This window comes from Dyella koreensis (assembly GCF_044904565.1).
In the GTDB taxonomy this organism is placed as follows: domain Bacteria; phylum Pseudomonadota; class Gammaproteobacteria; order Xanthomonadales; family Rhodanobacteraceae; genus Dyella_D; species Dyella_D koreensis.
Genome location: NZ_JADIKD010000009.1, coordinates 203,313 through 215,508 on the forward strand (window position 1 = coordinate 203,313; position 12,196 = coordinate 215,508).

The following is a 12,196-nucleotide window of genomic DNA, read 5'->3' on the forward strand; positions in this document are numbered from 1 at the left end:
CAGGGCTTTTGGAAAGCGCGGCCCTGTCGGGCCGTTTCGCGCACAGGGTGCGCTCCTACGGGTTCGCTAAGCCCAGGGAGTCGAGCCCTTGCTCGAACGTAATATCGACCGGAATCTTCGCGCTCTGCAGCCGCTTCAGATCGCCGGCCAGTTCGGTATCGACATTGCCCATACTGTCGGTGAGCTGCTTGGCGGCAGCGTAATCGCCGTCGCCCTGGACGGTGAGCAACTTCGCCGATAGCGCGTTCATCGCCGCCGTCATCTTGTCGAAGTCGACGCGATAGCGCCCCGTGGTGGCATCGCGCGAAAACGCGCCCTGCTGCTTGAAGAAATTGAAGCGCACCATGTTCGCCTTCGCATGCGCATCGCTGGCGCCGAAGCGCACCGAGCGCAGGATGCCGGCGAGGAAGGTGACGTAGTTGTCCATCAACTTGGCTTTGTCCAGCTCGCCCTTCTCCGCAAGCTTGCTGACCATGTACAGGCCAAGGATGTCGGCCTTGCCTTCCTCGAAGCTCGACGCCTGATCCTTCAGCGCGCCACGCACCATGCCCTTGCCTGTCAGCGTCTGCTTGATGCCGAGGCCGTGCGCCACCTCATGGAACATGGTGTTCTCGAAGAACGCATCGAAGGTGAGGTGCGATTGCTGGTCGTCGGCGATCAGCTCTTTGGCGATCGGCAGCATGATCTTGTCGAACTTGGCCTGCATGACGTTTTCCAGCTGCAGGCGACGCGTGCCTTTCTTCAGCTGCACTTCTTCGTCATTGGGCAGATTGATGGCGATGGTCTTCGCACCGACGTTGGCATCGCCGGCGTAGTACACGGCGAAGTACGCGTTGAGATCGGCATCCGAGCCCGGCTTCTCCGCCTTGTACTTGGCGTCTACCGGCAGCTCACGCTGCAGTTCCGGCAGATACTTCACGAAGCGCGCCAGCTTGGCGCTCCACGCCTGATCCTTTACCAGCACGTAGCTCTCGTAGCTGGCCTTGTAACCGAACAATTGATCTTCGTAGGTCTCGATCGGACCGATCACAATGTCGACCGGGTTGTTCTTCATGGCCATCCAGGCGAAATCGCTGGGACGGTAGTCGTCGCTCAACAACGCATCGGCGCGCAACTTCAGGTAGCGCGCAAAGTCTTTGTCGGCGGAGAGATTGGCGGCATCGCGCAGCAGGCCCGCAGCCTTTTCCAGATCGGCCTTGTACGCTTCGTGGAAAGGCACAGTCACCAGCTTGCCTTGCGCGTCGCGTCGCAGCACGGTGTAGAGCGATGCCTTGTCCTTGAGGTCGGCCTTCTCGAATTCGTCCTTGCTCATGTCGGCCGGATAGAACTGCACGCCCGACGGGCGCGCGCCGATGCCGGCGACGAAGGGTTTGTCGTTGTCGAGGCGATCCCAGGGGCCGTAGTTGATCTCAGCGAAGCGGCGGGTGTCCTCGTCGGGGATGCGCTGCATCAGCGCGGCCTTGTCGCCCCACGCCTGCTGCCAATAGAGACTGTTGGTGACATCGGCCGCCTGGATCAGCACCGCGATCATCTGCTTCTGCTGCGCGTCGAAGGCCGACAGATCGGCCGTGAGTTTCACGGAGGCGTAATCGGCCATGCGCGTCCTGGCCAACTCGGCGTCGGTCGAGGCCGCCGGCGGTTCCGCGGCGGCGGTGCTGGCCGGAGCGGGCTTGGCCTCACCAGCCGGTGCGGCGGTTTCCTGATGGGACGAACTGCAACCGGCCAGGGTGGCAACGAGACTCAAGGCAAGCAGATGGCGACGCATGGGGTCTTCCTCGCAAACGGAAGACCCCATGGTATCGCGCAGCGCGGTCAGGTTGAGATGGCCAGCCGCTCGGAACGGTACAACTGCGCCGTGATCAGCATGGTGACGATGGCGGCTGCCAGGGTGCCAGCCAGGCAGAACAACAACTGCTGCGACTCAATGCCGTCGCCGCGCAGCAGGCGCATCACGCCGAGGTTCTGGCCCAGCAGCGGCACCGCATACATCCAGCCTTGCGCCTTGATGGGCAGCACCGACAACAACAGGCTCGGCAACGCCGGCACGATCAGCAGCAGCGACAGATAGGTCTGCGCCTCGCGATAGCTCTTGGCAAAAGCCGCCACCAACGATTGCAGGCCAGCCAGCAGAAGCACCAGCGGAAGCATCAGCAGGAACACATGCGCGCCAAAGTGCAGACCGAGGTTCAATTCCATGCCGAGCTTCTCGGTCGGCAGAAAGGGGCCGATCACAGCGAATGCGGCGAGCGTGATGATCAGACTCACGCAGGAGAACGCGCAGATCGCCGCCAGCTTGCCAGCCAGGATTTTCCAGCGCGGCACCGGGTTGGCGAACAGTGGCTCCAGCGACTGCCGCTCGCGCTCGCCCGCGGTAAGGTCGATCGCCAGATACATGCCACCCATGAAAATGGTGATCACGAAGAAATACGGCAGCATGCCGAACATCAGCACGCCGCGCGCCTGCGCGGTGGCCTGGTCGCGCCGCGCCACCGCGATAGGCCACGCGGTGCTGGGCGACAGCCCACGCGCCACCAGCCGCATCGCGCCCTGTTGGCGGGCATAGCCTTCCACCAGTTTGCTGACGCGCTCCACTGCCGTTGCGGTATCGCGTTGCGAGGAATCGTGGATCACCTCCACCTGCACCGGCTCGCCTTTGCGCCAGGCCTTCGGGTAGTCCGCGCTGATGCGCACCACTACGTCGGCATCCTGCTTGCGCACAGCCTGTTCCGGATTGGCAATGGCCGGCTGCGGCACCACGCCACCGGCTTTCAGTGCGTCGATCAGGTTGGGTGCGTACTCGGCACCGATCACTGGCACCTTGAGCGGCTGCTCCGCCTTCTCGAACTCACGGTTGAGCGCGACGTTGATCAGCATCACGAACAGCAGCGGGCCGAGCAGCGGGCCGGTCAGCAGTGCGCTGGTCAGCGTGCGACGGTCACGCAGATTCTCTTTCACTTCCTTGAGGAACACGGTGAGAAAGGCGCTGGCGCGCCTGGCCTTGGCGGTCACGGCATTCATGCGGCCAGGCCCTCCTCGCTACCGATGATTTTCACAAACGCATCCTCCAGATTGTGCTCACCGGTCTGCTCACGCAGCGCCTGCGGCGATTCGTCGGCGACCACGCGGCCATGCGCGATCACCACGATGCGATCGCACAACGCGGCCACCTCTTGCATGATGTGGCTGGAGAACAGCACGCAACGGCCCTCCGCCTTGAGCTTCTGCATGAACTGGCGCAAGGCGCGCGTCGCCATCACGTCGAGTCCGTTGGTCGGCTCATCGAGAATCACATTGCGCGGATCGTGGATCAGTGCGCGCGCAATGGCGGTCTTCACCCGCTGGCCCTGCGAGAAGCCTTCCGTGCGACGGTCGCCGATGTCTTCCATTTCCAGCGCCTTGATCAGCGCTTCGCGGCGCGCAGCCAACTCCTTCTCCGGCAGGCCATGCAGACGCGCGAAGTAGTCGATGTTTTCGCGCGCGGTCAGCCGCTTGTACAGGCCGCGTGCATCCGGCAGCACCCCAAGCTGGCGTCGCACGGCGAGCGCATCGGCGGCAGCGTCGATACCGTCCACCAGCACTTGCCCGCGATCCGGCGCCATCAGCGTGTAGAGCATGCGCAGCGTGGTGGTCTTGCCGGCGCCATTGGGACCGAGCAGGCCGGTGATTTCGCCGTCGCGCGCCGTGAAGCTGACGCCATCCACGGCCTTCACCGTACCGAACGCCTTGTGCAAACCCCTTACCTCGATCATGGCGCGGCTCCGTTGAAATCGATGAACTGCGGTGTGGCGTGCAGGCGATCCAGGCATTTCGCATCGAGCTTCGCGGGGGCGAGATCCTCCACGAAATGCTTGACCAGTTCAGGCGCGCAGCCGGCATTGATCACGTTGTGCCCCTGCCCCCTGAGCACGAAATGCCGCGCATTGCCGAGGCCTTTGAGCACCTCGTCGCCATAGCGCGGCGGTGTGACCGGGTCGTACTCGCCGGACAGCAGCAGGATCGGCTTGTCGCTCTTGAGCGGCTCGTGGAAATCCGCCGGACGCGTACCCTTGGGCCATACCGCACACACCGCCTGCAAGGCGTCGATCATGCGTGTACCGAGAATGGTGTGGGCATCCTGCGGGCGCGGTGACAGCAGGTCGGCATCCTCACTGCAGATCACCGAGGACTGCATGCCACCATTCATGGTGTCGGAGAGATCGCCCGACAGCAGCTTCGCCTGCCCCAGCAGCGGACCGACATCGCCGTGCGCCGCCGCGTCGATCGACACTGGCAGCAACGCGGCGGTGATCGGCGAATAGGCGAACATGCGCACCACGCTGGCCAGCGAGTATTCACTCAACACACGCTGCACGGTCTGATAGTTCTGCGGATCGCGGAAGCTGACCTTGTGCGGATTGGCACGCAGCGCATCGCGCAGTTGATACAAGGTCTGGTACGGATCGCCGAAACGCTGCTTGCACGCGTCATCCGATGTGCAACGCGCGAATTGCGCCTTCAGCGCGGCATCCAGGTTCTGCGCGAAGTCCTCGCCCAGCACCAGCCCATTCGGCACCACGCCGTCGAGAATCACGCTGCGCACCGCGTCCGCATGGCGCATCAGGTACTGCTGCGCCATGCGCGTACCGTAGGAGATGCCCACCAGGTCGAAACTCGGCGCACCGAGTGCCTGACGCAGATCCTCCAGATCCTGCGCCGCCACGGTGGTGGTGTAGTAACGCGGATCGGCCTTGCCCTCGAGCTGCTTCAGACAGTGTGACGCTTCGTCGCGCACCTTGTTCGCGTCGAAATGGCTTTCATCGTCGTGCCCGCCGGCTGGCGCTTCCTCCGACTTGCAGGTCAGCGGGTTCGAACCGCCCGTGCCGCGCTGGTCGAGCAGCAGTACATGCCGGTGCGCCAGCAGCGGCTGCAAGGCGCCCGCCACGGCCGGCCAATTTTCCGTGGCTGCCTGACCAGGGCCGCCGGCCAGCAACACCACCATGTCCTTGCTCGCCAACTGCGCGCTGCTGCGGATCACGCCGAACTTGAGCTTGATCTTGCGGCTTTGCGGATCGTCGCGATGCTCCGGCACCTCGAACGGTGCGCACCACGCGGCGGTGGTGAGGCCGCTGTTGGGCTGGCCCAGTTCGCACGGCGTCAGCGTGAGCGAGCCGAGCTTCCAGGTTTCCAGCTTGACTGGTGTCCTGGGTGCGGTGGCGGGCGTGCTTTCGGCCACCGTTTCCTTGGTGGCGTCATCCGCATTCGGCCGCGCATGAAAGTGATTCCATGCCAATGCGCCGAGCCCGATGACAACGGCTCCGATGCGCACGGCGGTTCGTCCCTTGATGCTCATGTTTCGCTCGCTCTCATTTGGGTTCGCCTCACTCGGTTTCGCCCGGTTTAAAGATCGCTTCGATCGGCAGCTCGAACAGCCGCGCGATCTTGAAGGCCAGCGGCAGGCTCGGGTCGTACTTGCCCGTTTCGATGGCGTTGATGGTTTGTCGCGACACGTCCAGCCGCTCGGCCAGGTCGGCCTGCGACCAACTACGCTCGCCACGCAATTCGCGAACCCGGTTTTCCATCAGGCGCAGCTTTCCATCAGGCGCGGTAGCGGCGCTTGGACCAGGCCAGGGCCACGCCGTACACCACGCATAGCGCGGGATAAACCAGCAGCAACATGCTGCCGTCCAGTGCGACCACCTTCGCGGCGACCAGGAATCCCACGGCGATGCTGACGAAGCCCACCACGCCGGCGGCAATCGCCAGCGCCTCCAGATGCAATCGCTGCATGAACTCGTCGCTGCCCAGCACGTAGCGCACCATCGCCCGGATCAGCAGGGCGATCGGCAGGGATGGCGACACGGCAATCAGCGCGCGCAGCCAGGATTGCTCCACCTGTCGCAGCAGCGGCCATACAAAAATCATGATCGCGACGTAGGCCACCATGGCCGGGATGAACTCGCGCAGATAGCGGCGATCCACACCGCGCATCGGACCGCCCTCGCAGGTCAAGGTGCGCCCCAGGTAGGCCATGACGGGCAAGGTTGCGACAGTCAGGGCAACCGCCAGCAGCCGGACCACGACGCCGACCTTGCTGACCGCCAACACGAACCCACCGAGGAACAGGCATTGCACCGCCAGCACCAGCACCCAGCGCTGCCACGACGGACGGCCCTCCATCCGCCTGATCAGCCCTTCCATGACCTTTTCCATCCAGATCTCCCCCAAACGCGCCCGTGATCAGCGCATGTCAAGCTTGCTTGACACTCAGGCTAGGCGTGCTGCGGCATGTTGTCAAGCATGCTTGACAAAACATGACGTCATGCATGACTTGGGTCGGACTTTTCCTAAGCATTTGCAAGGGCTTGGACCCAAAGAGTCACTTACTGACCCGGTTGCGGCAGCGGCGACATTTTGACGCTCGTTAACAAATCGTCAAATTATTCTGTGAGATAGTTCTCATACCAAACTGTGAGGGTTATCACAGTTTGTTTCGGCTTGGCACGAGTTCTGCTTAGGCCCCCTCCAAGCGATCTGAGGGGCGTCATCCACAGTATTCACAGCCCTCAAAGAGCCGACCAGACGCAGGGGGAGAGAGTACGAGCCCGCGTCCAGATGACTGCTTCGCACCCGTTGTAACCATCCATAACAAAGACGTTTGAAGGACAAAGGCACATGACCAAGACCCTTACCGCCACCGCCCTGATCGCCGCCCTCGGTTTCGCCGCTCTGGCCCCGAACTCGGCTTTCGCCGCTGACGGCACCATCAACATCACCGGTACCGTCAACAGCTCCACCTGCAAAATCAACGGCACCAACAGCCCCGCCACCGTCAACGTGGCGCTGCCGACCGTGTCCACCACCTCGCTGAGCGCCGCTGGCGCCGTTGCCGGCCGCACCGCTTTCGCGCTGAACCTGACCAACTGCGGTTCGCTGACCAAGGCCCAGACTTTCTTCGAGCCGGGCCCGACGATCATGGCCGATGGCAACCTGAAGAACGCTTCGGGCACCGCCACGGGCGTCGAAGTGCAGCTGCTCAACAGCGACTTCAGCACCATCAACCTGGCTGGCACCTCCACCACCCAGGCTTCGCAGCAGACCACGCTGACCACCGGCGCTGGCAACCTGAACTACTACGCGCAGTACTTCGCGACCGCCGCCGCTGGCGCCGGCACCGTGTCGACCAGCGTGCAGTTCACGATGCTGTACCAGTAAGACGAGAAGTTTTTGGCAAGTCGTAAGAAGTAGTAAGTGGCAAGTCAGCGCCGGAACCGCACTGGTTCCGGCGCACCGCTGCAATCTGCAGCGACCCTGGTCATAGCGAGGAAATCCCATGAGGAAGTTTGTCTGCGCTTTTGGCGCGGGCCTGTTGGCCTTATGCCTTGGCGCTCCACAGGCGCAGGCCAATGTGCTGATCGGCGGTACCCGTGTGGTGTTTCCCGCGAAGGACGGTGAAGTCACCGTTCGCCTCACCAATGACAACGATCGCCCGGTCCTGGTCGAATCCTGGATCGATCGCGGCGACGTGCATTCCACCCCCGAATCCGTCGATGTGCCGTTTCTGATCACGCCTCCGCTGTTCCGCATGGAAGCGAAGAAGGAACAGAGCCTGCGCATCGTCTACACGCACGAGCAATTGCCGGCCGACCGCGAGTCGCTGTTCTGGCTCAACGTGCTGGAAGTGCCGCCGAAGCCCACCGGCCCGCAGGCCGAAGGCCAGAACCTGCTGCAGCTCGCGCTGCGCTCGCGGCTGAAGCTGTTCTACCGCCCCGCCGGCCTGCAGGGTGACCCGCTCAAGGCACCGGCTGCACTGACCTGGAAAGTCGTGTCCGAAGGCAAGGGTTACGCGCTGGTCGCGCATAACCCCACGCCGTTCCACGTCACCATCTCCGAGATCGCGGTGAATATCGGCGGCAAGCCGGTGACTACGGAGCTCGGCATGGCCGCGCCGCTGTCTGATCTGCACTTGGCGTTGCATGACGCCGCGCAGAAGCCGGCCACGGGCAGTACGGTCAACTTCACCGCCATCAACGATTACGGCGCGGCCGCCGCCTTCACGGGCACCATCGCGCCGTGAAGGCCGTGCGCGCCAGCCATGGCAGCGCTCGCGTCAACGGCCATGCCGTTTGTCGCCGGGTGTTGCTATGCATGGCGATCGCTGGCGCACTCGCTGGCTGGAATGCAACTTCGTTTGCAGCTGATGCCGCCGCCCCTGGTGCTTCTGCGCCCTCGGGTGCCGATGCGTCCGCCGCACTGGATGCCAGCTTCGACCGCAACCTGCTTTCGGGTGCGGGCCGCAATACCGGTGACCTGTCGCGCTTTGAGCGCGGCGCAGTCATCGTGCCGGGCGTCTACCGCACCGACATTTTTCTCAACGGCTCGTGGGTGGGCCATACCGACGTGCGCTTCGCTTCGCCCACGCCGGACGCCAACGCCATTCCCTGCCTGACCAAGTCGATGTTCGACCAGCTTGGCCTGCCGCTGCAGAAACTTTCTGCCGAGCAGCAGGCCAAGCTGGCCGACGGACAAGGTTGCCTGGATATCGGCAACCTGATTCCGGCGGCGACGATGACGTTCGACCAGCCCAACCTGCGCCTCGACGTGAGCATTCCGCAGGCCTGGCTCGGCACCCGCGCACGCGGCTACGTCAGCCCGGAGAACTGGGACCGAGGCGTCAATGCCGGCCTGCTGAATTACAACTTCAACAGCTATCGCAGCAGCAGCCATGGCGTCAGCCAGACCTCGTCGTTCCTGGGCCTCAATGCGGGCCTGAACCTTGGCGGCTGGCAGCTGCGCCATAACTCCACCCTGCTGATGCAGTCCGGTGTGGCCGGCAGCCCTTCGCGCCGGCATTGGCAGAACCTGGATACCTATCTGCGTCGCGACCTGCCCTCGCTGCGCGCGCAGATGACCATCGGCGACTCCTACACCGGCGGCGAGATGTTCGACAGCGTCAAGGTGCGCGGTGTGCAGATCGCCACCGACGACCGCATGCTGCCCGACTCGCTGCGCGGCTATGCGCCGACGGTGCGCGGCGTGGCCGAAACCAATGCCAAGGTCACCATCCGCCAGAACGGCGTGGTGCTGTACGAAACCACGGTAGCGCCGGGTCCATTCACCATCTCCGACCTCTATTCCACCGGTTACGGTGGCGACCTCAATGTCAGCGTGACCGAGGCCGATGGTCGCGTGCGTATGTTCTCCGTGCCCTACGCTTCGGTGCCGCAGCTGCTGCGCCCGAGCGTCACGCGTTTCTCGGTGGTCGCCGGCGAGCTGCACGATGCCTCGCTGCACTCCCACCCGGCGCTGGCGCAGGCCACGATCCAGCGTGGCTTCAACAATCTGGTCACCGGTTACGCCGGCCTGGTAGCTTCGTCGGGTTACGGTGCGGTGCTGCTGGGCAGCGCGCTTAATACGCGCTACGGCGCGTTCGCCATGGACATCACTGCGGCACGCACCGAGATCCCGGGGCAGTCCACCCAGAACGGGCAGAGCGTGCGCTTGAGCTACAGCAAGATTCTGCCGAGCAGCGATACCTCGTTCACGCTGGCCACGTATCGCTACTCCACCAGCGGCTATCTGGGTCTGCGCGACGCGATGTTGGCGCGCGACCTGGCACGCGGTTATCGCTATGTCGATCCCACCACGGTCAGCACTATCGATGGCGTGACCGTGAACAACGTATTGACGCCGGATCAGCGCAAGGCACTGACAAGCGGCAACTCCAACAACTTCACCGCCTACACCAGCCAGCTCGACCGCCAGCGCAGCCGCTTCGATATCAACGTGAGCCAGCGCCTGGGCGAGCACGGCGGTTCGATCTACGCCACCGGCTCGGCGGTGGAGTACTGGAACCGCAACGGCACCGACGTGCAGTTCCAGCTCGGCTACAACAATACGTTCCGCCGCCTCAGCTACAACCTGTCGGCGACGCGCGTGCGCGACAGCTACGGTCGCTACACCAACCAGTTCTTCGCCAGCTTCACCTTGCCGCTGGGCGACAGCCTGCATGCGCCGATGTTCGGCGCCAATATCAATCGCGACGGCTCGGGCCACACGCTGGAACAGGCTACGTTGAGCGGCACGGCCGGTGTGGACAACCAGTTCAGCTACGGCGCCACGGCTTCGCATGACAGTGGCGGCAACAGCAGCAGCGACGGCAACGCCGGCACGATTTATGGCGGTTACCGCAGCCCATACGCACAGCTCAATGCGAGCTTTGGCGGCGGCAACGGCTACTCGCAGGGTTCGCTGAGCGTAGCCGGCTCGGTCGTGGCGCACGCAGGCGGCATCACTTTCGGCCAGCCTATGGGCGACACCGTGGCGATCGTGGCAGCACCCGATGCAGCGGGTGCACGCGTCATCAATGCATCGGGTGTGCGCATTGGGCATTCGGGCTACGCGCTGGTGCCTTACCTCACGCCCTATAACCTCAACACCGTGCAGATCGATCCCAAGGGCCTGCCGCTGGCCGTGCAACTGGATACCACCAGCGCCCAGGTGGCGCCGCACGCCGGCGCGGTCGTGCTGGTGAAGTTCAAGACCAGCAGCGGCCGCTCGGTGATCGTGCGCGTGCACCAGAGCGATGGCAAGGCCGTGCCGTTCGGCGCCGAAGTGGTCGACGAACACAACCAGGCCCTGGGTGTGGTCGGACAAGCCGGGCGTATTCTGGTGCGTGGCGCCAAGGACAGCGGTCAACTCACCGTGCAATGGAAGACCGAGGACGACAAGCCGATGATGTGTTCTTTCCCGTACCGCTTGTCGGCGCCCGCGGAGGGCAAGACTGACACTTATCAACAGCTCGAGGCCACTTGCACGGCTGCCACGGGGAACCCGTCTTAATGCGTATCTGTCATGTCATCGCCCTGCTGTTGCTGCTTGCTCTCGGCTTGCTGCCCTTCTCGGCCAACGCCAGCTGCAGCTTCAGCAGCGGCGGTACATCGGACGTGAATATCTCCTTCTCCAACAGCACGATCACCATTGATCCCAATTTGCCCGTTGGCGCCACCCTGGCCAGTTCTTCGCAATTCGCCCCTTCGACCATTTCGCAGATCACTTGTAGCGGCACCACTCGCACCGGCGTCATCAATGTCGTAGGCAGCCAGCCTTCGACGTCGTCGACGATCTTTCCCACCGGTGTGGCGGGGCTCGGCTATCGCGTTACTCATCCCGATTCATCGAGCTATTTGCCAGCCTTTGGCGGTGGCTCCATCGCGTCGGGCACCTACAACATGTCTGTGACTTCCGGCTTTGAGTTGGTGAAGACCGGCACGATCGCCAACGGCGCTGTGCTGAGCTCCGGTACGCTTGGCTACTGGAAATACGACAACAATAAGCGCGTAGAGAATTTCAATCTCGCCAGCTCGGTGACCTTCATGTATCCCGCGTGCTCGGTGAATACCAGCACGATCAATGTCACCCTGCCGACGGTGTCCAATACAGCCTTTAACGGTGTGGGTACTGTCGCCGGGGCCACGGTGGTCCCCATTTCGTTGAACTGCTCGGCCGGAAGCCAGCTATACATTCAGTTCGACACAGCGACATCGGTAAGCGGCGCCACAGGTGTCATTGCGCCGGCAACCGGTACGGGCCGCGCCAATAACATCGGTGTCCAGTTGACGGACCAGACTTTCAATCCCGTGACCTTCGGTACGCCGGCCTTGGTCGGCACCACGCCGAATGGTCCATACAACCTCACCTACTACGCGCGCTATTACCAGACCGCCACGCCAGTCGCCGCAGGCACCGTCAGCGCCACGGCGACCTTCACCCTTACCTATCAATAAGCACTCACTCGTAGGTCTGCGTCACCAGCTTGGGCTGCGCATTCAAGTAATTCGCGAAGTAGACGATTAAGGGATCTGAGGCTAGTGGCGTTTCACTCGTCGCGCTCACGGACAAGGCATAAGACTGAGTGGCCCGTCTGGAGGTAGCGCCGACCGACTCCGAGCAGCTGTAGCGTAGTGACGGATGGGCCGAAGCTTCGGCAGCATCGATGCGTTGCAGACCTACGGAACACGTCGGCTCCACGATCGCACCGGAAAACGTGATGAGGCCGCCATCGGCCCACACGGGAAACGACGCCATCGCCAAAGCGACTGCGCATCCTGCCAGCGTCTTGCGAATCAAGCCCCGCATACCGCCCTCCTGCGCCCACACAACGGATGGGCGCTTTCAGGTTCTGTCGGCAGTGATTTGCCGGGCTTTAATCGAATTCCCG

General features: G+C 63.3%; 11 protein-coding genes. 4 read left to right on the forward strand and 7 right to left on the reverse strand.

From position 1 onward, the window contains the following. Positions 1-55 precede the first annotated feature (55 nt). Genes ISS97_RS08335 through ISS97_RS08360 form a run of 6 tightly spaced genes read right to left on the reverse strand, consistent with a single transcriptional unit; the run spans position 56 to position 6,177 of the window. Positions 56-1,765 carry a dipeptidyl-peptidase 3 family protein gene (locus ISS97_RS08335; protein ID WP_379985299.1) on the reverse strand — a complete coding sequence of 570 codons (1,710 nt, stop codon included), beginning with the start codon at positions 1,763-1,765 and terminating at the stop codon, positions 56-58. Between the two features lie 47 nt (positions 1,766-1,812). Then, on the reverse strand, positions 1,813-3,018 hold the full coding sequence (locus ISS97_RS08340; protein ID WP_379985298.1) for an ABC transporter permease: 1,206 nt from the start codon (positions 3,016-3,018) through the stop codon (positions 1,813-1,815). Then, positions 3,015-3,749 carry an ABC transporter ATP-binding protein gene (locus ISS97_RS08345; RefSeq protein ID WP_379985297.1) on the reverse strand — a complete coding sequence of 245 codons (735 nt, stop codon included), beginning with the start codon at positions 3,747-3,749 and terminating at the stop codon, positions 3,015-3,017. The genes ISS97_RS08340 and ISS97_RS08345 overlap by 4 nt, the downstream gene beginning before the upstream one ends. Then, entirely contained in the window at positions 3,746-5,329 is a 1,584-nt protein-coding gene (locus ISS97_RS08350) for an alpha/beta hydrolase (protein WP_379985296.1), read from the reverse strand. Before ISS97_RS08350 ends, ISS97_RS08345 begins: the two co-directional genes overlap by 4 nt. A gap of 28 nt (positions 5,330-5,357) precedes the next feature. Continuing rightward, positions 5,358-5,558, reverse strand: a complete 201-nt coding sequence (locus ISS97_RS08355; protein ID WP_379985295.1) for a helix-turn-helix transcriptional regulator — start codon at positions 5,556-5,558, stop codon at positions 5,358-5,360. 16 nt (positions 5,559-5,574) lie between these two features. Then, the gene (locus ISS97_RS08360; RefSeq protein WP_379985294.1) at positions 5,575-6,177 is read right to left on the reverse strand and encodes a hypothetical protein; all 603 of its coding nucleotides are present in this window, start codon (positions 6,175-6,177) and stop codon (positions 5,575-5,577) included. Between the two features lie 474 nt (positions 6,178-6,651). Between ISS97_RS08360 and ISS97_RS08365 the strand changes: the two genes are divergently transcribed. The 4 genes from ISS97_RS08365 (at position 6,652) to ISS97_RS08380 (ending at position 11,762) form a co-directional block, all read left to right on the forward strand. Next, entirely contained in the window at positions 6,652-7,191 is a 540-nt protein-coding gene (locus ISS97_RS08365) for a fimbrial protein (protein WP_379985293.1), read from the forward strand. Positions 7,192-7,309: 118 nt separating this feature from the next. Beyond that, positions 7,310-8,053, forward strand: a complete 744-nt coding sequence (locus tag ISS97_RS08370) for a fimbrial biogenesis chaperone (RefSeq protein ID WP_379985292.1) — start codon at positions 7,310-7,312, stop codon at positions 8,051-8,053. Further along, entirely contained in the window at positions 8,050-10,818 is a 2,769-nt protein-coding gene (locus tag ISS97_RS08375) for a fimbria/pilus outer membrane usher protein (protein WP_379985291.1), read from the forward strand. Before ISS97_RS08370 ends, ISS97_RS08375 begins: the two co-directional genes overlap by 4 nt. Then, positions 10,818-11,762 carry a fimbrial protein gene (locus tag ISS97_RS08380; protein ID WP_379985290.1) on the forward strand — a complete coding sequence of 315 codons (945 nt, stop codon included), beginning with the start codon at positions 10,818-10,820 and terminating at the stop codon, positions 11,760-11,762. Before ISS97_RS08375 ends, ISS97_RS08380 begins: the two co-directional genes overlap by 1 nt. A gap of 4 nt (positions 11,763-11,766) precedes the next feature. Here the strand turns inward: ISS97_RS08380 and ISS97_RS08385 are convergent, their stop codons facing one another. Then, positions 11,767-12,114 (reverse strand): hypothetical protein, encoded by a 348-nt coding sequence (locus ISS97_RS08385; protein ID WP_379985289.1) that lies wholly within the window; start codon positions 12,112-12,114, stop codon positions 11,767-11,769. Positions 12,115-12,196 lie beyond the last annotated feature (82 nt).

What these genes read in the sequence shown, in the direction of transcription:
- ISS97_RS08335 (WP_379985299.1), bottom strand. Translation starts at nt 1,765, where the DNA reads ATGCGTCGCCATCTGCTTGCCTTGAGTCTCGTTGCCACCCTGGCCGGT.
- ISS97_RS08340 (WP_379985298.1), bottom strand. Translation starts at nt 3,018, where the DNA reads ATGAATGCCGTGACCGCCAAGGCCAGGCGCGCCAGCGCCTTTCTCACC.
- ISS97_RS08345 (WP_379985297.1), bottom strand. Translation starts at nt 3,749, where the DNA reads ATGATCGAGGTAAGGGGTTTGCACAAGGCGTTCGGTACGGTGAAGGCC.
- ISS97_RS08350 (WP_379985296.1), bottom strand. Translation starts at nt 5,329, where the DNA reads ATGAGCATCAAGGGACGAACCGCCGTGCGCATCGGAGCCGTTGTCATC.
- ISS97_RS08355 (WP_379985295.1), bottom strand. Translation starts at nt 5,558, where the DNA reads ATGGAAAACCGGGTTCGCGAATTGCGTGGCGAGCGTAGTTGGTCGCAG.
- ISS97_RS08360 (WP_379985294.1), bottom strand. Translation starts at nt 6,177, where the DNA reads ATGGAAGGGCTGATCAGGCGGATGGAGGGCCGTCCGTCGTGGCAGCGC.
- ISS97_RS08365 (WP_379985293.1), top strand. Translation starts at nt 6,652, where the DNA reads ATGACCAAGACCCTTACCGCCACCGCCCTGATCGCCGCCCTCGGTTTC.
- ISS97_RS08370 (WP_379985292.1), top strand. Translation starts at nt 7,310, where the DNA reads ATGAGGAAGTTTGTCTGCGCTTTTGGCGCGGGCCTGTTGGCCTTATGC.
- ISS97_RS08380 (WP_379985290.1), top strand. Translation starts at nt 10,818, where the DNA reads ATGCGTATCTGTCATGTCATCGCCCTGCTGTTGCTGCTTGCTCTCGGC.
- ISS97_RS08385 (WP_379985289.1), bottom strand. Translation starts at nt 12,114, where the DNA reads ATGCGGGGCTTGATTCGCAAGACGCTGGCAGGATGCGCAGTCGCTTTG.